A 24664-nucleotide genomic window follows, 5' to 3' on the forward strand; every position below is an offset into this window, starting at 1 on the left:
ACCTAACCTCTCACTTTCGCCACCATAGCCCTCACCAATCCATCAAGGGTGTATTCTTGGGCTTCCATATCTACTCTACCAAATATTTCTTGACAAGTAACAGAGGTTTGAGGACCGATAGAGGCGATCGCAATGTGATTAAATAAAGAAAGGGTATCGTGGGGATGTTGTGCCTTTACCATGGTATAAAAATTACCCACAGTTTTAGAACTAGCAAAAGTAATCATATCAATAATGCTATTTTGTAGAGCATCTAGTATGGTTTCATCCATTTCCTTGGGGCAACCCGACTGATAAGCCGACACCTCTGTTATGTGCGCCCCCTTTTGGGTTAAATGTTGCACCAGAATTTCCCTCCCCCCAGTTTCTACCCGAGGGAAGAGAATTTGTTTTCCCCTCAATGACTCCGGAAAATTCTCCGCCATGGAGTCGGCGATAAAATCAGGGGGAATAAAGTCTGCTTGTAGATTATACTCCTGTAAAACTTGGGCAGTTTTTTTTCCCACCACCGCAATTTTGATTCCTTTTAAGTTTGTTTGGTTTTTTCCAGCCTTTTCTAATCTCTGCCAAAAATAGTTTACCCCATTGGCACTGGTTAAAATTATCCATTCAAAATTATTAATATGTGCGATCGCACTATCCAACCCATCCCAACTAGAAGGGGGGGTAATCTCCAGCGCTGGCAACTCAAACACTGTTGCCCCTTTTTTCTCCAGCATTTTCCGAAACTGACTAGAAGAAGAGATAGCACGGGTAACTAAAATAGTTTGTCCAGCTAAAGGATAATTGTCTGTATATGTAGGCATGCTGAGGACAGTTGTTATAAAACCATTTATCGATTTTCAACCGTCCTTGGCAAACTGTCAACTATTTATGTCCGTTGTGGACTTATCATTAAGTTTTTTAAACCTTTGAGCAATTAACAATAAAATATAGACCAGTAATACATAAATGAGGGCGAGAAAAGGAATGAGCATGGAAAAACCTCCGAAAATAAGGGTAACAACAAACCAAAAATCGAACACTTTTAACCAACGAGGATCAAAATGTTCAGGAATAAAATAGCATTGGCTATAGAGTATATCTAAGCAAACAGCTTCAAATTTGCACCGCAAAGCATTGCAATCCATCACTGTAGTTGCACCGATATATATTATGAATAAAAATTACGTCCGCTTTTGTCGTAAATTCAGCTTGAATCTTTAACAGGCATATTAACTTTGTCTCACTACCCCATTAGTAACCAAAAATAACCGTTACTATTTTCAAAAACTCCTCAATAATTATTTATCTACGGGGCTATTAAAAATTCATAGGTAGCACAAAAGAGATGGGAGATGAAAAAGAAACCAGACTTAACCCCAAACAAGGTCAAACCATCTATCCTCACACTCACATATTACTGATAAAACCCTGTTCACTAAAAGTCGAGGCTTTCAACTCTAATCAAGCTACGCCTAAAGCCACAAATATTCACGACATATTTTAGCGTGAGAGTTTTTTTAAACTTAAGAGAAAGTTATTTATTCCCTGAGTATATGATAGCATAGATTTTCAAAAATTAGAATTTTTTTTATTTTTTTTCTCAAGCCATAACCCTTGTCAAATATAGAATTGGATGCTTTTGTTTTGTTTCAAAGTATGAGAAGATGAAGAGTTGCCGTGTCAGTAAGCAAACCATAGCTTAAAATAGTAATAAGATATGTGAACTTTCGTAAACTATTTTTGCTAATACAACTCATCAATGACAACTGTAACCTCTCTATTCCAGCCCGTTGACCAAGATTTGCACCTCCTAATCGACAATTTAACCAAGTTAGTAGGCGCCCAACATCCCATTCTAGGAGCGGCAGCAGAGCATTTATTCAGTGCAGGGGGAAAAAGAATTCGCCCAGCGATTGTATTACTCGTGTCTCGTGCCACCATGGAAAAAGAAGACATAACCTCTCGCCATCGGCGCTTAGCAGAAATCACGGAGATGATTCATACTGCTAGTTTGGTTCATGATGATGTAGTTGATGATGCAGAATTAAGAAGACAAGTTCCCACGGTGAATAGTTTATTTGGCAATCGCATTGCTGTTTTAGCAGGGGATTTTCTCTTTGCCCAGTCATCATGGTATTTGGCAAACCTAGATAATTTACAGGTAGTCAAGTTATTATCTGAGGTAATTAGGGATTTTGCCGAAGGAGAAATTCAGCAGGGTTTGAGTTGCTTTGACACGGATGTATCTTTAGAAAAGTATTTACAAAAGAGTTATTTTAAAACCGCTTCTTTGATGGCCAATAGTGCCAAAGCCGCGGCCGTATTGAGTGATACCAGCAAGGAAACGGCACAAAAAATTTACAACTATGGCAAAAATCTGGGATTAGCTTTCCAAATTGTGGATGATATTTTAGATTTTACCTCCCCCACGGAGGTTTTGGGGAAACCGGGGGGCTCAGATTTAGCTAGTGGAAATTTAACTGCCCCTGTCATATTTGCTATGGAGGAAAATCCTTCCCTTACCATGCTCATCGAGAGAGAATTTAGTGAGGAGGGAGATTTGGAACAAGCCCTAGAATTAGTTTATGATAGTAATGGTATCGAGAAATCTAGGGCAATGGCTGAACATCACAGTAAGTTAGCTTTACAGGAGTTAGATTGTTTATCCCCTTCCCCTTCTACTCAGGCTTTGATGGAGTTGACTGATTATCTTTTAAGCAGAATTAAATAATTGATAGTTGAGAATGGATAATTAAAGTTGTTTTTAATTTATCTTTTTATTCTTAATTATTTATGGGAGTAAACAGGAAACAGCATCCCTTAATTATGATATGAAACATCATTGAATTACCATAAACTTTCAATCTTTTTAATAGCATGGCAAGTCCCTATTTCCTTAAATTATTTTAAAAATCTTTCTTGTAGAGTTAAAGTAATAATTGAACGGATAAAAAAGAGGGAGAATAATCCCGTTAAACCAAATAAAATTACTGCCCATTGACTATAAATAGTTGAAACCAGTAAAATGGCATTTAGTAAAGAAAAACCCATTAAAGAGCCATAAAGAATGGTTTTTAGCGCTAAATAAATATTTTTAAACATCCTTTCATTTTCTAAAGATCGCACCCTAAGCTGTAATTCTCCGCCGTCTAATTTGGCTTGAAATTCTTGCATAAAGCTTTCAAGGGAGGAGGGTTTATTGATTTTTTCCTTGATAAATATTTTTGTCTGATTAAAAACAGTTACTAATAGATTTCCTTGATTTCCTGAGCGAATAATATTTTTGACAAATGGTTGACTAGCCGCCATTAAGTTGTATTCTGGATCTAAATTTCGAGCTATGCCATCGAGGGTAGTTAAGGCTTTGACGATAAATGTCATTTGGGGTGGTAAACGGAAGGGTTGTTGCTCAAACATGACATAAATTTCGGTGCTTATTTCCTGAAAGGCGTTGACATCTACGGGTTTATCTCTAAATTTTTCAAGGAGAAAACTAATCAATCTTTTCACTGCACTCATGTCTGCCATACGCTCGATTAAACCCATGTAAATGAGCATATCTAACACTTTATCTGTATCTTTACGTAGGATAGCAAAAAAAGTTTGAACCATTTGTTCTTGGGCTAGTCCTTTCACTTCTGCCATGGTGCCAAAATCGTAAAAAATAATTGCACCATCATCCCTTACTGCCATATTACCAGGATGGGGGTCTGTTTGGAAAAATCCATCTTCTAATAGTTGTTTTAAGTAACTACAAATACCAGTTTCGATGAGAGGTTTGAGGGGAATGGCTTTTTTTTGGAGGGCTTCTTTGTCGTTGATTTTGATACCTGGAAGATATTCTAGGGTTAGAATGGTGGCGGTGGTATATTGCCAATATACTTTGGGGGCGACTACTTTAGGATAGTTATGAAAGTTATTACGAAAACGTTCTGCATTTTTTCCTTCGTTTATATAGTCTATTTCTGAGAATAATAGTTCGAAAAATTCTTGATAAACTAATTTCAATTCATACTTTTTAAAACCAGGCAAAATGCGATTACCTAGGTTAATAATTTGTTTTAATACTTGAAAATCGAGGTTAAATAATTTATCTAATCCTTTTCTTTGTACTTTAATTACTACTTCTTCCCCTGTTCTTAATTTTGCCCAATGTACCTGCCCTAGACTAGCTGCGGCGATGGGGATGGGTTCAAATTCTTGATAGATACTATATATAGATGTGTTTAATTCTGCTTCGATAAGGGCGATCGCCTCTTCAGATGCAAAAGCAGGAACTCGATCTTGTAACTTACTAAGTTCGGTAATATATTCTATAGGAATTAAGTCAGGACGAGTAGATAATGCCTGACCAATTTTAATAAAAGTAGGGCCTAATTCTATTAACTTATTAACCAACCATTTAGCTCTTTTATGTCGTTGAAAAGAACTATTTTTTCTGAAACAAAAATCTTGTAAAAGATAAAATATAAATCGGAAGGCGATATTAAAAATCTGCCATTGACGTTTGAGGGGGGAATAACTGCTACGCTCCCATGATATATTCGGCTCAGTAAACTTCATGCACTTCTTGCGGTAAAGTTATGGTAAAAGTGTTGATATAGTCCTTAGAATTAGGAGATAAAATACTAGAAACTTCAATAGTACCATTTAAATTCTCTACCAAGGACTTAACTAAAGCAAGTCCTAATCCAGTACCCCCATTAGTGACATTTTCAACGTTATTACCCTGATAAAAAGGTTGAAAAATATTTTCTTGTTCCTCTGCCGCAATTTCTGCTCCAATATTAGATATTTCAATGATAAAATTATTCAGATGCTTTTCAATGATTAAATATATCACTGTTTGAGCGGTAGAAAACTTGATGGCATTAAAAATTAACTCCTTAATAATTAAATCAAAACTGTTCAAATCTGTTAATAAAAAATCTAACTGAGCATTAACATTTAAACTAAGTTGAGATTCCGTTAATTTCTCTATAAACTTCTGACGAATATCTTGTAAAAAAGATGAAATATGTACTTTTTGAGGGCTAATTTCCATCTCTTTTACTCTTAACTTTTGAATAGTCAAAAGATTATCAACCAAGTTAATTTCCTTGTCGCATTCCTGTTCTAAAATATCTATGTAAAGTTCTAAAGATTCATTGACATTACGTAACTTAAGCATTTTTATTCCTGTTTTTAAGTTAGATAAAGGAGTTTTTAAAGCATCACTCATACTAGCAATAAACTCATCCTTTACCTTATTAGATTCTCTTAATTCCTCTAAATGAAATCTTAGTTTATTAGATAATTTTGCCTGTACATCGAGGCTAAATCTTAGTTGACTGGTGCGCTCGTTTACCAGAGATTGAACTTTCTTAACAGTTTGTTGATTAATAATATCAGAAGTTACTTTTTTGCCAATCCACTTAAAAGCCTCTATTTCAGCATTAGTCCATATTTTTTGGCTGTAGCTTTGTAAAATTAAACTACCCAAAATATTAGGTTGATATTTAGTTTTTTGTCTTTCTAAATAAAGAGGAATAAATAATAATGAATTGATTAAATGAAGGTCAAAAACTTCTGTCCAGTCTCCCCCTTCGGCGTATTTATTAATGTCTTTTAAAGTATCTAGTATTAATACATCTGGGGCAGTTTTCCATCCATGGGATATAAGAGAAGACTTAGATAATTCATAATATTTTATTTCTTTATCCGCATCATAATTTTGAGACTCACAACAATCAAAAACCTTTTCTAGGGTAGCCGAAGGTATAGGTTTATTTTTCTGATAGGATTGAGTAATATGATCGTATTTAAACCGTATAATGGAAAGTCTATTTAGTTTAAGGACTTTTACGGTGTTAATCAAATCAAGATCAAAAATAGCGTCCATTTAAATAATATTATTAGCCCTTAATCAATATCCTCTATCATACTTACTTATTCCAGAAAATTTAACAACTAGCTAGTTATTATCAATTATTTTTATTTCACTGGTTTATGGGAAGTGGTATTGGAATCTAATTTGGGTTTAGTATGAGACAATTCTCGATGGTTATGATTTTTATTTCGAGGTAAGGGTTTTGTACGAGGACAAGCATAAGGGATTACTTTTTGTATTTTAAGGGAATCTCCTTCTCGACGACAAAGTATTTTGTAAACATAGCCACTCCACAACTTTTTATTTTTTAACCAATCATAGGTATTATTAAAAGTGTATTTAAATTTTTTAATAAAACCCGTTTCTCTGGCTTGTTGTCGTACTTCTTTTAAGCCCATAGAGCGCTGTACAGTGAGATTTTTTTGTACTGTCCACACTCCTATAAATTCCCATGTTTCCCAGCCTCTTTCATTGGTAGGCATATTCATATCCCAAGCAATAATTTGTAATCCCACCAATTTGTTATTTTTCATTTTGGGATAGCCTCGAAACCAATGGGCCCCTAAAACTCCTTCTCTATTGTGGGCTAACCATTTTAGCCTTGCATCTTTAAAGGTGGCTTCCAAGACGCAACCATCGGGCAATATTAGGTTATGACAACTATTTTCTTCAGTGGGGGGTACTAATATACCATGAACCTCGGCGATCGCCTGATGACAACCATTACCTGCTAAAATTTTATAGCGATTCTTGTGGGACTGGGAGGAAGATATTATTTTTTTGTCGGAATGCTGATAGTGGGAAGCCACGGTAACTTTTTCCTTGACTATGGTTTTTTTGCTTTGGACATTCTCCCATCGCTAAATCAAAGATTATATTGACGAGGGATGCCGTACATTTTACTTTCTACGCAAGGAGAAGGTTTTTTGTGCCATTAACTCCCAGTGAAAAATAATCTTGTCAAAAAGTTATCACATTTTGGGCTGAGATGTTAATTAAGTTTTTGGTTGACTTTTGAGTATGGGTAAATGTTGCCCTCGGAAAATTTCTTCACTAGCTTTTCCTAGGCTATCCATCATACCTCCCATTTCACGACTAATGCTTAATCCCAAAAGAATTGGAGGGGTTAGAATACTAATACCTAACTCTAGGACAAAGGGATTATGATTATTTTGATTATCCATATTAATATTTTTGTGCTCACAGGGCTTTAAAATGATTTTACTATAAAAAATACTTTCTTTATTGGTTTTTATCAATTAAATTAAAAGAATTAATTCATTTTGTTCTTTCATTTAGTAAATAGTATTTTAATAAGAATAACTTAATTCATCGAAACAACTATATTGCTAATTATAAAAAATAACAACTTTTGGTAAAAAAATATAAAAAATAAAAGCAAAATAATTTTTATATTACTAAGTATGGTAACCAATTACTAAATTTACATTGTACTAATTAATTTTATGAACTTTGGACAATCGATAGGATTTTTAGTATTTTTAATTTCACTTTATGTACTGTGGAAAATTAAACAATTAATTTTATTAATTTTCATGGCAACAATATTTGCCGTGGCATTGAATCGTTTAGTCAGGATATTTTTAAATTTCAATGTTAGTCGTAAATACGCCACCCTAGTTATCGGACTTATCAGTTTACTTGTTTTTAATATATTAGTAGTGGTTATTTTACCGCCCTTTATTGAACAGTTTCAACTATTGATTAATACTTTACCCAAAGTTTGGGAAGAGATAAACCCTAGTTTAGAAGAGTTTTACTCAAACTATTTAGAGGGTAATTTTGCCGTACCTAGTTTTAATGATGTTATCGGTAATTATTCCAGTCTTAGCAGTAATTTAGTTAATAACTTTTTAGTCGTATTTTCTAATGTTGTCGCCGTAACATTACAAATTGTCTTTGTTTTATTTCTGACTGTTGTTTTTTTACTAAATCCTTCCCGTTATCGTCGTTATTGCCTCAAACTCTTTCCCTCTTTTTATCGCCGTCGTGCCTCAGAAATATTTGATAAAAGTGAAATTGCCATTGTTAGTTGGTTGAGTGGAATTTTAGTTAATTGTCTATTTATTGGCACTTTAAGTGGTGCTGGTTTGTTAATATTTCAAGTAAGATTAGTTTTAGTTCATGCCCTTTTGGCTGGACTTTTGAATTTTATTCCCAATATTGGTCCTACCATTAGCGTTGTTTTTCCTATTATGATCGCACTACTCGATTCCCCGTGGAAAATTGTAGCAATTTTAATTTGGTATTTTATCATTCAAACCATCGAAAGCTATTGGCTAACTCCAAAGGTAATGGCAGATAAGGTTTCTTTACTTCCTGCCATAACTCTTTTTGCTCAAATATTTTTTGCCCAGTCTTTCGGAATAATTGGTTTATTACTAGCGCTTCCTTTGACAGTAGTGGTTAAAACTTGGGCTGAGGAGTTGTTGTTTAAAGATATTTTGGATAAATGGCAAGGAGAAAATTTACCTGTTGAAGTTAACCCTGAAGAGAATGGGGAAAAAATAGCCTAAAAAAGTGGTGGGCAATACCCACCTAACTTAGTCACTATCTATCCTCAATCAGTGATCGTATTAGCTAACCACCCAACCCGCACTTAAAACCACTGTGAGGGCAACGAAGGTAATACTCAAGGCCCATGTGATACGGTTAAGAGTAGCCTCTGCGGTTTTCACACTGGTAAACAATTGTGCTTGTCCGCCAATGCCTCCTAGGCCATCTCCTTTGGGAGAATGGAGTAAGACTACCACGATTAATAATAGGGCTGATACTGCCCATACGATTTGTACAATTTGATAAGCTGTCATGTAGTTAATATATGAATAATTTTACTATGGATGCCTTCCCTATTATGGCTGATTATGGAATAGAAGAAAAGCATCGATAGGGAGAAGGTGCGATAATCTACACCGAAATACTAACAGGGGTGCGACTTTGCTTAACATCATACCCTGCTTTAACGATCATCGATCGCCCCGTCATCTCCGCAGGTTGAGGTAGTTGTAAAATTTCGAGGATAGTAGGGGCAATATCCGCCAGTTTACCATCATCCCGAAGATTTACATCACCACCATGACCGGGGATTTTGCGTTTTTCCCCTTCGATGAGAATAAAAGGTACTTTATTGGTGGTGTGAGCAGTCCAAGGATTATTTTCCTCATCACTCATATATTCCGCATTACCATGGTCTGCGGTAATTATCACTGTACCACTAACTTGGTTAATGGCTTCTAATAGTTTTCCTAAACATCTATCCACCGCCTCAATGGCTTCCACTGCCTTATCTAACATTCCCGTATGTCCTACCATATCAGGGTTAGCATAGTTTAACACCACAAAGGCATATTCCCCCTTGGTGATGGCTTGACAGGCTACTTGAGTTAACTTTTCGGCGGACATAGCGGGGGCTTTATCATAAGTGGATACCATGGGGCTTTGCACTAATTCTCTGTCTTCCCCCTCAAAGGGTTGCTCTAATCCACCGTTGAAAAAGTAAGTGACATGGGGATATTTTTCGGTTTCAGAAGTACGAAATTGTTTTAATCCTGCGTTGGCAATGACTTCCCCTAGAAGGTTGGTAAGTTGTTCTGGTTCAAAGGCAACTTTTACAGGTAAATTGGGATCGTATTGAGTGAAAGTAGCAAAGCTCAGAGGTTTTATTAATTCTCTTTCAAAACCATCAAACTTTTCCATAGTAAGGGCGTAGCATAGTTGACGAGCCCTATCAGGACGGAAGTTATAAAATATTACTCCATCTTGTGCTTCGATGGCACCGGGGGCGAGACGAGTAGGTTCGATAAATTCGTCGTTTATGTGGTTGTTATAGGATTCTTGGATAAGAGTTTCGGCACTTTCTTGGATGATGTTATCATCTTGGGTATATAAATCATAAGCTTTTTTGGTTCTGTCCCAACGACGATCTCTATCCATGGCAAAATAACGTCCACAAACAGTTACAATTTTACCCACACCAATTTTGTCGATATGTTCTTGAATCGCCTTAACATAGTTGATAGCGTCACTAGGGTTGGTATCTCGTCCATCGGTAATAACATGGACACAAACGTCACTAATTCCCTGTAACTTGGCTAAGTCTAGTAAACCGATTAAATGGTCTAAATGGGAGTGTACTCCCCCATCAGAGCATAAGCCGATTAAGTGTAATTTGCTTTCAGATTTGATGACATCCTGACATACGGATTCAAGGGCAGGGTTATTAAATATTGAGCCATCTTCTACGGCATCGGAAATTCTTACTAATTCTTGGGGTACAACCCTACCAGCCCCGATGTTTAAATGTCCTACTTCTGAATTTCCCATCTGTCCATGGGGGAGTCCCACCGCCTTTCCTGAAGCACTGATAAGGGTATGGGGATAGACTTGGGTTAATGTATCCATTATAGGAGTATTGGCAAGGGCGATCGCATTTGCCCGATCATCCTCACGAAAACCCCATCCATCTAATATTACTAGCACCACTGGAGAAATTGCCGCCTGACTCATAATACTTATTCCTAGTCTTCTAAAATTGTCTAATTAGCTGCAATTCGATAATAACATTGAAAGAGTGAACAGGGAACAATTAACCGTAAAGAGTTATCCGTAAATCTTAACAAGCCTTATGCTATCTTACTTTGGAGGTTGGGAAAATTATTTATTCTCACTAAAAAAAACACAAAATATACTTGATTTTCAAGAAATTATTATCTCTGTTAATCCATAGGTCTATGACCCTAGTTCTAAAATTTATTGATCAGATAATGATTCTTCATTCAAAGTCTTGTCAATTATATCCATTGTATAACATTTGATATACAGGATTAATGTTTATATAAACAGGTTTAGATTACTTTATAAGTTTTAAAAACAAATAATAACCATTATATATAGACTGTTTAAGGCAATTCTAAATAAAAGATTAAATTATTTTTATATTTGATTTACCTTAGATTTTTTGATAAATATTGACTATATAATTGATAAAAAGTTTTAATAATTTTCATGGGAAGAAAAAGGAATTAACCTTATGATGATGATTTCGTGGTCAAAATAGGTTAAGTTGTCGGGAAACAGGGGCAAAGGAGCGACGATGATAGGGGGTGATGCCATATTGCCCGATCGCCCGAATATGTTTTTTGGTACCATATCCTTTATTATGCTCAAGGTCATAATGGGGGTATTGTTGGCTATATTCCACCATTTTTTCGTCTCGCCATACCTTGGCTAAAATACTGGCAGCGGCAATTAGGGGCGATCGCCCATCACCCTGTATCATAGTAATCTGGGGATATGGTAGCCGAGAAATAGCCTGATTACCATCCACCAAACAAAGCTCAGGGGTATATTTTAACTGAGTCAGTGCGTCATACATTGCCGACAAAGAAGCCTGAAGGATGTTAATTTTGTCGATGGTTGCCACATCTACCACCCCCACAGCATAATCCGTCACCAAGGATTGAATTTGAGGTACTAGGGCTTCTCGTTTCTTCGGGCTTAACTTTTTACTGTCTTTTACTCCTAAATCAGCCAAAAGGGCGATCGCACTTACAGGCATCACCACGGCCACCGCTACCACCTCCCCAAATAGACAACCTCGCCCCACCTCATCAACCCCCGCTACCAAAGCAGTGGGGGAGAGAGAATCAAGGACAAAGCCGTCATCCATCATAATTACTCTTCAGAATTGTTCGTTTTAGAACGACGACGACGGGTACGCACCACAGGGCGATCGCCATTTAAAGCCTCCTTAACCACCGCTTCTGCGATGGTTTCAGGCTCAGATACCTTTGTCATTACTTCTTCCTCAGACTCCACAGGTAAACTATTATCATCATCATCCTCAACCACTTCAACATCACCCTCATAACTCTCCTCAAGTCTCAAAGGCAAAGACATCTCAACCTTAACATCCTTCTCCTGCTCAGTATGAGAATCATCGCCCACATCTACCGAAGAAGAACTAAAAATAACCTCTGAATCCTTTTCCACCGTTTTATCCGATAAATTATCATCCTCTTGAGGCAAAGAATCATCAGGAGACTTCACATAAACCAACACCGACTTAGGATCCTTAATTTCCCGATCCAAATGTAACAAAGGAGAAACCCCCATCATCGCATAAATATCCTGTTGTGCCTCCGACATGGTTACCACCACTTTCTCCAACGTAGTCTCATCTCGACGGGCGCTTCTGGATAAATAAGTGCGCTCCTTACGCTCAGGTTTCGGAGAATCCCCCTCATTACCATTCTTATTACTTGTACCATTATTATTAGTCGTATCATCCTTATCTAGACCATCACGACGACGGCGACGGCGACTACTTTCCGTTTCCCTAGCACCATTTACCGAAGCACTATCCTTCTCATCTGGGGAAATAGCCCCATCATTACTGACATTGATAATAGGTTTACTATCATCAATAGTTGGCTTCTCAACCCCTTTAGTAATCACCACAGGCTGACTAAAATTCGTCACTATTTCAATGTCTTGATGGCCTGGTAGATGAGCCATAACACCCAAACCCCCACACTGAGAACAAGTCTGGGCAAACAACTCATAAATATTTTTACCCTGACGCTTCCTGGTCAACTCCACTAACCCCAACTCCGTCAACTGAGCAATTTGTGGTGCTGCCTTATCCGACTTCAAAGCCTTCTCAAAATCTTGAATTAAGTCCAACTTATCCTGACGGGAATCCATATCGATAAAATCGACAATAATTACCCCACCAATATTACGCAACTTCAACTGGCGAGCAATTTCCACCGCCGCTTCCCTATTTGTCCAAGAAACCGTCTGGCGAGAAGTAGCCGAGTTAGTAAACGAACCAGAGTTGACATCAATCACTGTCAATGCTTCCGTTGGCTCAATAATAATATAACCTCCGGAAGGTAAATCAACCCTAGGTTTCAGAGCTTCTTTGATGGCTGCATTTACTCGGAAATAATCCAAAATGGAAGTATAACCTTGATGACATTCAATCACCACTCCGCTAGGATGACGACTTGCACTCCAATCATTAAGCTGTTTTTTTACCCGCTTAACACTATTGTCCGAGTCAACCACAATGCGATTAACCTCGTCTGTGTACATATCCCGTAATACCCTTTGAATAAAATCATCGTCACGATTTAACAACGCTGGGGCTTTTACGGTATTTGCTTCCTGTTTAATTTTTTCCCACTGCTTCTGTAAAAACTCTAAATCCTCGATAATAGTCTCTTCCGCTTTCCCCTCCGCTTCCGTACGCACCAACAAACCCATTCCCGCAGGTTTAGAAAGAATAGACAATGCCCTGAGACGATTTCTTTCATTTTCATTCTTGATGCGACGGGATAAACTGACCCCCTTACCATTGGGCATCAATACGAGATAACGCCCTGGTAAACTAATATTACCCGTTAAACGAGGGCCTTTATTACCCGTAGGCTCTTTCATTACCTGAACTAAAACCTTTTGATGGGGGCTTAATAATTCCGTAATAGCCGCTGCATTTCTCCGTAACCGAAGGGGACCTAAATCGGTTACATGGATAAAACCATTTTTTTCCGCATCACCAATATTGACAAAAGCCGCATCAATACCAGAAATTACATTTTCTACCGTTCCTAAATAAATATCTCCTACCTGTTGATTTCCTGTAGCGACTACCAACTCTTGAATTTGATCTTCTGCAAAAACCGCCGCAATATGATTTTTTTCAGCAATTATTATTTGTTTTGACATTCAATATTCCTCGAAATTTTTAAATCTTTATCAATATGAAAAATTACTTTTAAACAGACTAAAAATGTGGATATAGTTCCCCTAAATAATTTATCCAAATTTTAACTTAATTTTCTCCCTTTGTAGAGAGGTAGCACCATCAATCCATCATAGCTAGGGGAATTAAAACCTCATAATCGAAACAGGATTACCACCACAGTTTCCTTACAAATACTATTATTGGTAGTTTTAAAAAACAAAATGAGTTATCAAAGTACAAAAGAAGTTTTGACTATATTAAAATTAATACTTTTTTGTCAACTATAATATATAGTAATAAAATTTAAGTGGGTGGTATTTATAAATTAATATTTCAAGATCACTTCCTTTTTTTCATATAAATCTTATGCCATTAATGATGGTTATATATCTTCTACCTAAATCACTAAAACAATAGTCATTTCCTAAAAAATATTCCATCTTCACCATCCCTAGACTGCTATACAAATTTACACAAGTTAAACAAAATTGATTGGCTTAACTTAACCGCAATCTCATCAAAACCGAATTTTTTTGTTCTAGTCTGGAGGTTATTTAAGGTAAATCCAATTATCTTAGGAATTATTTATTACTCCAACACCTAAAACCTTTTTTTTATAGAATACTGAAATCGACTTTCTATCAGATAAAACATATAAATCTTCTGAATGATATTCAATGGTTTTAATATTTACTGGAGCTAAGGCTGTAGTATTCAGATGGTAAAAATTTTTGTTGGGTAGAAGAAGAGAGGGAAGAAAAAGACCCCTAGTATCAGGTTTCATCTCTTTTCCTATGGAACAATGAAAAACAGTTTATTTTCATAGGACAAACTTTGTGGGAACTATTGATAGTTTTTCTAAAGTTTGTTGTTGACTTTATATTATCTTAACCGATCTTACCATTTTTCGGTAATTTAGCCATCACACCTTAAGAAAATAAGTTTATCCTACATTATTTCTCTTCCCTTTTAGGGGTTCCTTGGGTTGTAATATGGAATATAATTTAGTAGTGCTCACCACTGAGATATAAAGATATTATCATGATTGTCAATAATTAGAAATCATATCTAAAATTGACAACGCTTTTCTTTACTATCATTGGTTTTTCATTAAATAACTAAGGTAAGTATTTTGTAATAACATTGCCACCGTCATGGGGCCTACTCCCCCTGGTACTGGGGTAATATAAGAAGCAATATTTTTAATGGCTTCGTAGTCAACATCTCCTACCAATTTTCCTTTTCCTTCTGCTGTTTCGATGCGATTGATACCCACGTCAATGACTACGGCATCTGGTTTCACCATATCAGCGGTAATCATTTCTGGTTTGCCCACCGCTGCTACGAGTATATCAGCATCTTTGGTGACTTCGGCTAGGTTAGGGGTGCGAGAATGAGCGATGGTGATGGTGGCATTTTCTTCTAATAACATGAGGGCGAGGGGTTTACCGACAAGGATACTTCTACCCACGACAACGGCTTTTTTTCCTGCTATGTCGATGTTATATTCTTTGAGGATTTCCATTACTCCTGCGGGGGTGCAACTGCGCAATCCTTTTTCTTGTCTGACTAATTTACCCAGGTTGTATGGGTGAAGTCCATCGGCATCTTTTTCGGGAAGAATTTTGAGGAGTAAACCGACGGAGTCTAGGTGCGGAGGTAGGGGGAGTTGTACTAAAATTCCATCTACGCGCTCATCTTGGTTTAACTGTGCGATCGCACTTTCTAACTCTTCTTGGGTAGCATTGGCTGGGAAATGACGACTAAAAGATTCCATGCCGACTTTTTGACAGGATTTTTCCTTGTTGCGTACATAAACGGCACTAGCGGGGTTATCTCCCACCATCAACACTGCTAATCCGGGCGCTCTTTTTCCTTGGGCTACTTGTTCACTAATTTGGGTTTGTAGCTTGGTTTGTATTTTCTGGGCTAAACTTTTACCGTCTAAGATTTTAGCAACCATGTTAGTAATAATTATCTGAGTTATTATGATACTTGAACTTTAACTTTTGATGATTATATAAGCATACTTTCCTTTATGGTCATTTTATTGTAATTATTTACTTATGAATCGATTTTTTTACTCTTGGCGTTCTGTTTTAATCGTTACTTCCCTCCTCACTTCTAGCTGTGCCTACCTTATTAATGGAGGTTTTGCGGGAGAAAATCAAGTGAATATAGAAACCATATCAACATTAGAGCAGGATAATGATGTTGAGGTTAAGGTAAAGGGTACTGTTAAAAATGTTATTCCCTTAGTCAATGGATATGCTTATGAAATAGAAGATAATACAGGCTCTATCTGGGTAATGACAACGGGAGAAAAACCAGAAATAGGTCAAAAGATTACCTCCCAAGCCATGGTTAAACGAGAGGAAATTATCATCGGGGAAGAGGATATGAGTAGTTTTTATCTCAAAGAAATAGTTGAAGAGGAAACCAATCTTTCTGAAAATGACATGGAAGAGGAAATTAACGCTGATGATACGATGGAATCTGAGAAAGATAATCAAACCCCAGAAACGGATAGCGAGGGATGAGGGATAAAAAATGTTTTTGATGGATTGGAAACATTAATTTATTGGACGTGACTGATTTTAAATATGATTTATCGTTTTGGTAGAGAATCGGGAATGGTAATAATATTTTCATGTCCTAATTTTGAGCATCATCTCTACCCCTCATCACCCGAACCCCTAATACCTAACTAACTGTTTCTAACTTACCGATGGTTTTATGTTCGTCGGTAAAGGTTTTTTGGGCTAACCTTTGTATATCCTCGGCACTAACAGCATTAATAGCTTCTAGGCGAGTAAAGACATTACGCCAATCCCCTGTTTTTGCTTGATATTGCGCCAAAAGATTTGCCATGCCCGAATTAGAATTTACCGAGCGTAATAAACTGGCGGTGGCTTGGGTTTTTACCCTTTCTAACTCATCCGTTGATACTAACTCCGTTTTTAGCTTTTCTATCTCCTTATCTAATTCTATGGCTAATTCATCGAGCGATCGCCCCGGGGCAGAAACTCCATAAAACAACATCAAATTTTCATACTTATTACCAGGAAAACCACTAAATCCAGATACACTGAGGGCAACCTTTTCCTCCTCTACCAAAGACTTGTATAAACGAGAAGTGCGGCCATCACTTAAAATCGAGCCCATAATCTCATAAACCACATAATCAGGATTGTTTAAACTAGGAATGTGATAACCCTCGAAATATAAAGGCTGAGAAGGATATTCCACCACCAGATTTCTGGTTTCTCGTTGCTCAGGTTCGTTTATAGTAAGGGAAGAAGGTTTAACACTATCGGGAAAACGTCCAAAATATTCCTGCGCCATACTTCTAGCTTCATCAGGGTTAACATCACCTACCATGGCAATGGTAATATTACTGCCCCCGTAATGAGTATCAAAAAAGTCTTGTACATTCGCCGTAGTCAAATTACGAATATCTTCCTCAAAACCAATAACAGGACGACGATAGGGATGGGAAACAAAGGCAGTTAACAAAAATTCTTCCACCATTTTACCGATGGCAGAGTTATCCGTGCGTAGTCTTCTTTCCTCTAAAATTACGTCTTTTTCCTCATAATATTCCCTAAATACAGGATCTAAAAATCGATTGGATTCCAGATACATCCACAACTCTAGTTTATTGGAAGGAAAATTATAAAAATAAGCCGTATAGTCGGCGGAAGTAGCAGCATTTAAGCCAACGCCCCCCTCAATTTCTACAATTTGCCCAAATTCATTTTGATTTACATACTCACTAGCTTTTTGATTTACTTCTCTAAATTGAGTTTCTAATTGAGCTAATTTTTCTTGATCATTTTCTGCCCTTGCCTGTTGAATTTGGTCAAAAAGACTGTCTAATTTTTCTAAAAGAGGCTTTTCTTTTTCATAGTTAATAGTGCCTATTTCTGATGTTCCTTTAAAGGCTAAATGTTCTAAATAATGGGCTACTCCTGTTTGCCCTTCTGGTTCATCCACTGCCCCTACATCTACATAAGTAACAAAGGAAACAATGGGAGCTTGATGGTTTTCAAGGATAATAAATTTTAAACCATTGTTAAGGGTAAATTCAGTGACATTATTTTTTACCTGTTCTAAATAAGGAGTAATTGACCGATTTTCGATACCTTGTGCAAAGGCAGAGTTAAGATTAACATTCCAAATTAATAAAGTTATTAATAATAGATTAAATATTTTTTTTAGGGCTGAGGTATATGATTGGAAGTATGGGACAAGAGGCTTAATTCCCTTGTTGTTATAGATTATATTTTTCATGATTTATTTACTATTTAGATAGATTATTTTAACTATGGGGGCAAGGGGCTTAAGCCCCTTGTTATAAATTCTATTTACTACGTTTTATTTTTTCTAAGACTTTATTTAATAAAAGTTCTAACTCTGGTAATTTTAACAGTTTGCCAATCAGTAGGAAAAGTGCGATCGCCCCTACACTAGCCACAGAGAGATTGATAAATTGTAAAATAAAACTTTCGTCACCCCAAAAAGAAGTTAAACCCTGATGGATACCCCAACAAGCAAAGCCAGAAATAACACTAGCAACTACCAAGATGACAAACACCCCAGCCCATTCGAGTAAAGGCAAACCATTGAGACGACGATGTAAAAGAGCAAGGAAAATGAGTAAGGAAATCACATTAACCCCAATGGTGGCAAATACCAAACCCTGCACCTCAAAACTCCTCACCAAGACGTAATCGAGAAAAGCATTGAGAAAAATATTAAAAATACTAATCTGAAAAGGAGTGTTTCCATCCCCCAAGGCATAAAACACCCGCACTAAAACATCCCTCGCCAAATAGAAAAACATCCCCAAACCGTAGGCAAGTAATACAGGGGCAACAATGGAGGAAGCGTCAGCACGGAATACTCCCCTTTCGTAGATAATTCTGACAATGGGCTGTGATAATGCCACAAAAATGGCACTAAAAGGGAACATGGTTAAACCTGTTAATACAAGACTTTGACGAATTTTTAGTTTTAATTCTCCCCAATTTTCAGGCTCTGTGAGACGGGAGAACACAGGTAAAAAAGGTACGAGAATCACGTTAGAAATGATGCCCACAGGGGTTAAAACCACAAAATTGGCGTAACGCATCGCAGCCGCCGCATTGGGCAAATAGGACGCAAAAAACAGGTCTGTATAGACATTGATATGTAACATTCCCGATGAGAGGGTAGCAGGTACCATTACCTTCATCACATCCTTTACCCCTTCCCTACCAAACTCGAACCGTAAACGAAAACGACTCAAGCCCGATTTCGACAGGGCTATTTGTTGGGCTAACCATTGCCATATACCCCCTAACAGGGTTGTTGATGCTAAGACGATGCCCCCTAGTCTCAAATATTCAGGGTCGTTTATTTCTCCCCCCAAAAACCAGAGTAAACCCCCCACCCCGATGATGGTGGTTAAGCTAGAGAAAAGGGGACTTAAACTCGGTAACCAGTACTGATCTGAGGCGTTGAGGCTACCAAAGCCGATGCCCACCAAACCAGCAAAAATGGCCAGGGGTGCCATGATTTGAAATTGGGTAATGGCGATCGCCCTTACTTCTGAATCTAAACCAGGGGCGATTAAATCAATAAAACGACTGGCATAAACAATCAAAATAATAGTGACAATAAATAAAATACCCGTCACCAAAGTAGTAACTGTTTCAATGAGGGGCGCTGCTTCTTTTTGATCTCGTTTTGCCAAGACGCTTACCAAAGCGCTGTGGAATGGCCCATTTATCCCCCCCAAAAGGATTAATAAAAACCCGGGTATCACATAGGAATAAGCGTAAGCATTCGCCACAGTTCCCACCCCAAAAGCCGCTGCCACTACCTGCTCCCTTACCAGCCCCACCACTTTACTGATAAAAGTTGCAACGCCGACAATTCCTGCAATATTGCCAATGGATCTTGTTTTACCTTTGTTCACGCCTAGAAAAGAATATTATGACTTGACCTATTATCGATGGACTGTGAACAATTGACAATGTAAAATTAATAATTAACCCCTAACCATGAACAATTTTTATTTAATGATGATCATGATGGTCATGATTCATAGGAGCAGATTCTTGTTGTTCAACGTTTAATCTAATCAAACTCATATCCTGTCTTCCATAGCTCATAACGCCCATGGTAACTTGTCCGAGGGCAAAAATTCCCATAGAAACCAAACCAATGGAAAATACTCCCATGGGTACTAAGCCAATGGAAATTACGCCATGGGGAATAGCACCGATGGAAATTAAACCATGGGGGGAAATACCGATGCAAAGTACACCGTCATGGGGGGCAATACCAATTTGAATTAGTTTTTTATTTTTTAGAGTTAGTCTCATGGAGGGCAAAATATATAATATCAGGATGACCAAAATATATATACCAAGGGTTTTTATGTCAAAAGACACTCTGTCAAATTTATCTGTCCATAATGAACAAGTGGGGTAATTTAGGGCAGGGAATAGGGAATGGTGATACTATCTTGAATACTAAGCTAGTTTAATCATTGAGCTATATTTCACATCATAATTAAGTAGTGGCATTTTTTTTATATGTATAAATGAGGAAACCTATAAACAAAAAATCTTTGCAAGAGAAAAAAACTACTTCAAATAAGCGATAGTAACCCCTGTACCCCCTTCATTACGGGGGGCTGTCTCATACTTACTCACTTGGGGATGCCGTTGCAAAAAGTCGTGAACCCCACTGCGTAAACTCCCTGTACCTTTACCATGGACTATCCATAACAGTCCTAATTCTGTGGCAGAGGCGATCGCCTTTTCCAGCACAGGTTCAGCTAAGTGGACTCTTTGCCCCCGAATATCCACAGTATTTTTTTCTACCCTTATCCTTGCGGTGGTTTTAGTCGCTTTATTATTATTTTGCGCCTTGGGGGCTTTTTGTTTCACCTCAGTTTTAGGGGATTTTTCCTTCTCAAACCTCTTACCATCCAAAGATTCAATATCTGTGAACGGTAGCACCATTTTCATAAAGCCAAAACGAGCTGTTAACTGTTCCCCTGTTTCATCCACATCAAGCACTTCGGCGGTTTGCCCAATGCTCAAGATTCTGACCCTTTCCCCTACCTTGGGCTTATAACTAGATTTTTTCTGAGATTTATGAATGGGGGTTAAAAAGCGATCGCCAATTTTCTCCAGATTTTCCCTTGCCTGTTGCGCCCCTTGGGCGGTGGGATTACCTTTTTTCTGTAACTCCTTAATCACTTGAGCAATCTGGCTTTTGGCATCCAGGAGCATTTTTTGCACCGCTTGTTCCTGTTGAGATTTTAAATCCCTTTCTCTATCCTGTAAAGAGGTGGCTTTAGCTTCGACTTCTTGATAAAAACGCTCGGTTTTAATTAATAAATCCTCCGCCTGTTTATGTTTCTCCTCTTGCTCCCTTCTTTGGTTTTCCAACTCCCCAATTAACTGGTTGACATCTTGGGAACAACCCCCTGCCAACTCTTGGGAATCCTCGATGACTTCTGAGGGTAAACCTAACCTTTGGGCAATAATTATGGCATTGGAGCGCCCTGGGATGCCCCACAATACTCGATAGGTGGGTTGAAGGCTCACATCATCAAATTCTACGGAGGCGTTTTCAAAGCGACTATCGTTATATTTTAGGGTTTTCAATTCCCCATAATGGGTAGTGGCAATGGTTAATAGATTATGCTCGGCAAGGTGTTTTAAGATGGCAATGGCGATCGCCGTTCCCTCGGTGGGATCTGTCCCCGCCCCCACTTCATCCAGTAAAACAAGGGATTTTGAGAGCTTATTAACTGTTTCTTTTTCCTCGGGGGAGAGGGATTCATCTTCAGGGTTTTCGGGCTGGTTAGAGGCTCTGAGGGCATCTACAATGCGAATAATACGGCGGATATGCCCAGAGAAGGTGGATAAGTTTTGTTCTAGGGATTGCTCATCTCCAATATCGGCCAAAACCTGCTCAAACCAAGGTATCTGCACAGGATCTTTGGCCGGGATAAAAATACCCACTTTTGCCATGAGGGCGGTAATGCCAATGGTTTTTAGGGTGACGGTTTTTCCCCCAGTGTTGGGGCCTGTGATGGCTACTACCCTTGTATCTGGTTTAATCAAAACATCGATGGGTACTACAGCTCCCCCTTCTTCTTTTTTTTCTTGCCACACCAAGAGGGGATGGCGTAGTTGACGCAGGACAATATTTTCTTGGGAGGAAAAATCAACAAATTCGGGAGGATTTCCTTCTAACCAAAGGCTATATCTGGCTTTAGCGGTGGCTAAATCAAGGGCAGTGGCGATCGCCAATAACTCTTCTAATTCTTCCCATACTTCGGCTACTTTTTCGGTTAAGGTTCGTAATATTTTTTCTTCTTCCCTTTTTTCCTGTCCTCTACTGGTTTGCAGACGGTTGCCCAAGTCCACAATAGCTCTAGGCTCTAGGTATAGGGTTGATCCTGTGGTGGAGGTATCGTGTACAATGCCCGTTATTTGCCCACTATGGGAAGCCTTGAGGGGTAGTACGAAGCGATCGCCCCTTTGAGTGACTACAGGCTCTTGGAGGGCGTTACCGTTGCGCTGGATAATACTTTGTAAGGTTTGTTGTATTTTACTTCTTAAACCTTTAATTTTTTGCCTAATTTCTCCTAATTGGGGAGATGCTCTTTCTGTGATTTCCCCACGATCATCTATGCAATAGTGAATTTCTTTCTCTAATTCAGGGAAAGTTCTTAATGTCTCGACTAATTCTTTGAGGGTAGGAGCATCTTCTAACTCTTCAATTACCCTTCTTAATTTCCTAATTCCAGCCAGGGTTGTCGCAAGATTTAGTAATTCATCCCCCTTGAGCATCCCCCCTAGTTTTGCTCTCTCTAAGGCATCGCCGATGTCGTGGATACCTGAAAATGACCAGTTAGGGTTCAAACTGGTTTCGATGCGATATACTTCTTTGGTTTGCTCTAATAACTTTTTGGTTTCCGACAAAGTTTTGGGTACAGTCAAGTGGCTAGATGCGATCGCACCTAACTTTGTAGCGGCAAATTTAGAAAGATGATGACATAATCTTTGCCATTCTAAAAGTCGGAAAGTTTCTTGTTCAATCAAAGCAAATATAGATAAGGTAATTGATAATTGAGAATGGATAATTAATAATGATAGTTAGCTGTTAACTGGATTTATCCCAGACACAAACATATTTACCATGGGCAATTCATACTCTTAATTATTGCACAAGAGAATGACCTCTAAATCTATTCCCTCAAGAAAAAATTAACCAAAATCAACTATAAATTAACCCACTAGCAAACTATGATCATAACGAGGTGCTTTACTCTCCGAGGATTTTACTTGATACTTAACAAGATTCGCCAACTCCTCTAACTGACTGATAGCCTCTGCACCTTCTAGCTTCATCAATTCTCGATCATCTTGCATTTCAGTCCATGTAATACCATAATCAGAAACTAGAAAGCGGATTAGATGATTGTCACCCAAACTCACCATAAAAGAAGCGCTCGTCAACTGAGTACCACAGGTATAGCAGGATGCAATATAACCTCTTTTCTCTAAAACAATGGCTAAGGCTTGGAGATTCATCACCAAATCCTTCACAAATTCTCTATACTCTTGTGCAAGTCTTATAAACATTTAGTACCTCCTATGGGTAAACTTACTTTACATTCTTAACAATAATTTAAGATTTGCCAAATTTATTATATGTTATCTTGATTCAAAAATGCAAAGATTAATATTTTGGGTAACAATTTAAGCATACCCTAATTAATTAAAATATGACGCATTTAGTTATTTTTCGTTCCTAATATTGCCATGAAACAACCACACCAATGGCGTTTTATCCCCTTGCTTAACCTTTCAGGAAAGGAACAAATGGCGATCGATAAATGGCTATTAATCCAACACCAAAAATATAATCATCCCCCCACCCTGCGTTTTTATACTTGGAATCGGCCCACAATTTCCCTCGGATTTAGTCAGAAAAAAAAATATCCCCCCCACTGGAATAACCTGCAATGGCACGGAAAATCCATAGATATAGTCCAACGCCCCAGCGGAGGTAGAGGAGTATTACACCAGGGAGATTTAACCTACGCAGTAATTTCTTCTCAGTTTGAGGGTAACTTAGATGAAGTTTATCGTCAGATTTCTCAGTTTCTCATCATGGGTTGGCAAAGATTAGGGGTTAACCTTTCCTTTGGTAAACCTCACCGACAATATTTCAAATCATCCAACTGCTTCGCCCTTTCTACCAACGCCGACTTAACAGATAGTCAGGGAAATAAGTTTATTGGCAGCGCCCAGCTAAAAAAGGGTAAATTTAGTCTTCAACATGGTTCAATGCTCTTAAATCCTACCCCAGAGCTATTTAAGAAAGTTTTTAATACCTTACCGCCCCAAGCTGTGTTAGAGAATTTTCCTAATATCGACACCATTATTGAAACTCTCCTTAATGCTGCCCAAGAATATTTTAACGCCGAATTTATCCATCAACCTCTTTCCTCTAAAGAGTGGAAATTAATTGAAATTGAAACCAAAGATATTCTCCATTAGAGTTGTTATTTTTCCCTACCTCAAATATTCCCAACCTTAACAAATAAACTTTTTCATCAAAGCCTAATTATTGATTCTTAATTCTCTCATCATATCCTGTTGAATAACCTCTTGCCCTCTCGTCATGGCGTTGTGTAAATCAGAATTATTAATCATTAACTTTTGCCACTTGTGCGCGTATCTGAGAGTATAACCAAAGCCTAAACTACCGAAAGTAAAGATGGTACAAGTAATAACGATTAAATATTTAAAAACTCCATTGTCACTTTTCTCTTTTGAGTTAGGGGAAACCTTTTTTAAATTCTGAGATTTTTTTACCTGATGATTAGATTGCTGTTTCCTCATCTGCTGAGTTTGTGTCTCTTTACTCATACTCTTAACTGCGTACCTTTTTGTTTGAGGGGATGAACTTGTACGAGCCGATTTAGTGCGAGATACCTCAAGATTGTGAGAGCGAAGTTT

General features: G+C 37.8%; 21 protein-coding genes. 4 read left to right on the forward strand and 17 right to left on the reverse strand.

Annotated features, from left to right (window positions below):
• Positions 1-2: 2 nt before the first annotated feature.
• Positions 3-806: a uroporphyrinogen-III synthase gene (locus tag AA637_RS03985; RefSeq protein ID WP_446683994.1), complete on the reverse strand. Its 804-nt coding sequence runs from the start codon at positions 804-806 to the stop codon at positions 3-5.
• 57 nt (positions 807-863) lie between these two features.
• Positions 864-1133, reverse strand: coding sequence for a hypothetical protein (locus AA637_RS03990; protein WP_446683995.1), 270 nt, complete (start codon positions 1131-1133; stop codon positions 864-866).
• Between the two features lie 611 nt (positions 1134-1744).
• On the opposite strand from AA637_RS03990, the gene sds reads away from it, so the two are divergent.
• Positions 1745-2716, forward strand: coding sequence for a solanesyl diphosphate synthase (gene sds / locus AA637_RS03995; protein ID WP_446683996.1), 972 nt, complete (start codon positions 1745-1747; stop codon positions 2714-2716).
• A 170-nt stretch (positions 2717-2886) separates the two neighbouring features.
• Here sds and AA637_RS04000 read toward each other — a convergent pair whose 3' ends face one another.
• The 4 genes from AA637_RS04000 to AA637_RS04015 form a co-directional block, all read right to left on the reverse strand.
• Positions 2887-4548, reverse strand: coding sequence for an ABC1 kinase family protein (locus AA637_RS04000; protein ID WP_446683997.1), 1662 nt, complete (start codon positions 4546-4548; stop codon positions 2887-2889).
• Entirely contained in the window at positions 4535-5866 is a 1332-nt protein-coding gene (locus tag AA637_RS04005; RefSeq protein WP_446683998.1) for a sensor histidine kinase, read from the reverse strand. The genes AA637_RS04000 and AA637_RS04005 overlap by 14 nt, the downstream gene beginning before the upstream one ends.
• 92 nt (positions 5867-5958) lie before the next feature.
• Positions 5959-6663 carry a hypothetical protein gene (locus AA637_RS04010; RefSeq protein ID WP_446683999.1) on the reverse strand — a complete coding sequence of 235 codons (705 nt, stop codon included), beginning with the start codon at positions 6661-6663 and terminating at the stop codon, positions 5959-5961.
• A 186-nt stretch (positions 6664-6849) separates the two neighbouring features.
• Positions 6850-7038: a hypothetical protein gene (locus AA637_RS04015; protein ID WP_446684000.1), complete on the reverse strand. Its 189-nt coding sequence runs from the start codon at positions 7036-7038 to the stop codon at positions 6850-6852.
• Positions 7039-7320: 282 nt separating this feature from the next.
• Between AA637_RS04015 and AA637_RS04020 the strand changes: the two genes are divergently transcribed.
• Positions 7321-8391, forward strand: a complete 1071-nt coding sequence (locus AA637_RS04020; RefSeq protein ID WP_446684001.1) for an AI-2E family transporter — start codon at positions 7321-7323, stop codon at positions 8389-8391.
• Positions 8392-8451: 60 nt separating this feature from the next.
• Here the strand turns inward: AA637_RS04020 and secG are convergent, their stop codons facing one another.
• The 5 genes from secG to folD all read right to left on the reverse strand — a co-directional run bounded on the left by secG (position 8452) and on the right by folD (position 15588).
• Positions 8452-8685, reverse strand: a complete 234-nt coding sequence (gene secG / locus AA637_RS04025) for a preprotein translocase subunit SecG (RefSeq protein WP_069790433.1) — start codon at positions 8683-8685, stop codon at positions 8452-8454.
• A gap of 97 nt (positions 8686-8782) precedes the next feature.
• Positions 8783-10381, reverse strand: coding sequence for a 2,3-bisphosphoglycerate-independent phosphoglycerate mutase (gene gpmI, locus AA637_RS04030; protein ID WP_446684002.1), 1599 nt, complete (start codon positions 10379-10381; stop codon positions 8783-8785).
• A gap of 541 nt (positions 10382-10922) precedes the next feature.
• Positions 10923-11546 carry a ribonuclease HII gene (locus tag AA637_RS04035; protein ID WP_446684003.1) on the reverse strand — a complete coding sequence of 208 codons (624 nt, stop codon included), beginning with the start codon at positions 11544-11546 and terminating at the stop codon, positions 10923-10925.
• A 2-nt stretch (positions 11547-11548) separates the two neighbouring features.
• Positions 11549-13606 (reverse strand): Rne/Rng family ribonuclease, encoded by a 2058-nt coding sequence (locus AA637_RS04040; RefSeq protein ID WP_446684004.1) that lies wholly within the window; start codon positions 13604-13606, stop codon positions 11549-11551.
• Between the two features lie 1115 nt (positions 13607-14721).
• A complete protein-coding gene (gene folD / locus AA637_RS04045) occupies positions 14722-15588 on the reverse strand; it encodes a bifunctional methylenetetrahydrofolate dehydrogenase/methenyltetrahydrofolate cyclohydrolase FolD (protein ID WP_446684005.1) in 867 nt (288 codons plus the stop codon).
• 103 nt (positions 15589-15691) lie between these two features.
• Here folD and AA637_RS04050 point away from each other — a divergent pair, with 103 nt between their 5' ends.
• On the forward strand, positions 15692-16165 hold the full coding sequence (locus AA637_RS04050; protein ID WP_446684006.1) for a hypothetical protein: 474 nt from the start codon (positions 15692-15694) through the stop codon (positions 16163-16165).
• Positions 16166-16328: 163 nt separating this feature from the next.
• Here the strand turns inward: AA637_RS04050 and AA637_RS04055 are convergent, their stop codons facing one another.
• The 5 genes from AA637_RS04055 to AA637_RS04075 all read right to left on the reverse strand — a co-directional run bounded on the left by AA637_RS04055 (position 16329) and on the right by AA637_RS04075 (position 23281).
• Positions 16329-17918 carry a M16 family metallopeptidase gene (locus tag AA637_RS04055; RefSeq protein ID WP_446684007.1) on the reverse strand — a complete coding sequence of 530 codons (1590 nt, stop codon included), beginning with the start codon at positions 17916-17918 and terminating at the stop codon, positions 16329-16331.
• A 70-nt stretch (positions 17919-17988) separates the two neighbouring features.
• On the reverse strand, positions 17989-19587 hold the full coding sequence (gene murJ, locus AA637_RS04060) for a murein biosynthesis integral membrane protein MurJ (protein ID WP_446684008.1): 1599 nt from the start codon (positions 19585-19587) through the stop codon (positions 17989-17991).
• Positions 19588-19687: 100 nt separating this feature from the next.
• A complete protein-coding gene (locus AA637_RS04065; RefSeq protein WP_446684009.1) occupies positions 19688-19996 on the reverse strand; it encodes a hypothetical protein in 309 nt (102 codons plus the stop codon).
• 264 nt (positions 19997-20260) lie between these two features.
• On the reverse strand, positions 20261-22738 hold the full coding sequence (locus AA637_RS04070; protein WP_446684010.1) for an endonuclease MutS2: 2478 nt from the start codon (positions 22736-22738) through the stop codon (positions 20261-20263).
• Positions 22739-22924: 186 nt separating this feature from the next.
• Complete coding sequence (locus AA637_RS04075) at positions 22925-23281, reverse strand: DUF1815 family protein (protein ID WP_069790826.1); 357 nt, start codon at positions 23279-23281, stop codon at positions 22925-22927.
• Between the two features lie 180 nt (positions 23282-23461).
• Between AA637_RS04075 and AA637_RS04080 the strand changes: the two genes are divergently transcribed.
• The gene (locus AA637_RS04080) at positions 23462-24202 is read left to right on the forward strand and encodes a lipoyl protein ligase domain-containing protein (protein WP_446684011.1); all 741 of its coding nucleotides are present in this window, start codon (positions 23462-23464) and stop codon (positions 24200-24202) included.
• Positions 24203-24265: 63 nt separating this feature from the next.
• Here AA637_RS04080 and AA637_RS04085 read toward each other — a convergent pair whose 3' ends face one another.
• Positions 24266-24574 (reverse strand): hypothetical protein, encoded by a 309-nt coding sequence (locus tag AA637_RS04085; protein ID WP_446684012.1) that lies wholly within the window; start codon positions 24572-24574, stop codon positions 24266-24268.
• Between the last annotated feature and the right edge of the window lie 90 nt (positions 24575-24664).

This window comes from Cyanobacterium sp. HL-69 (assembly GCA_002813895.1).
Classification (GTDB): Bacteria; Cyanobacteriota; Cyanobacteriia; order Cyanobacteriales; family Cyanobacteriaceae; genus Cyanobacterium.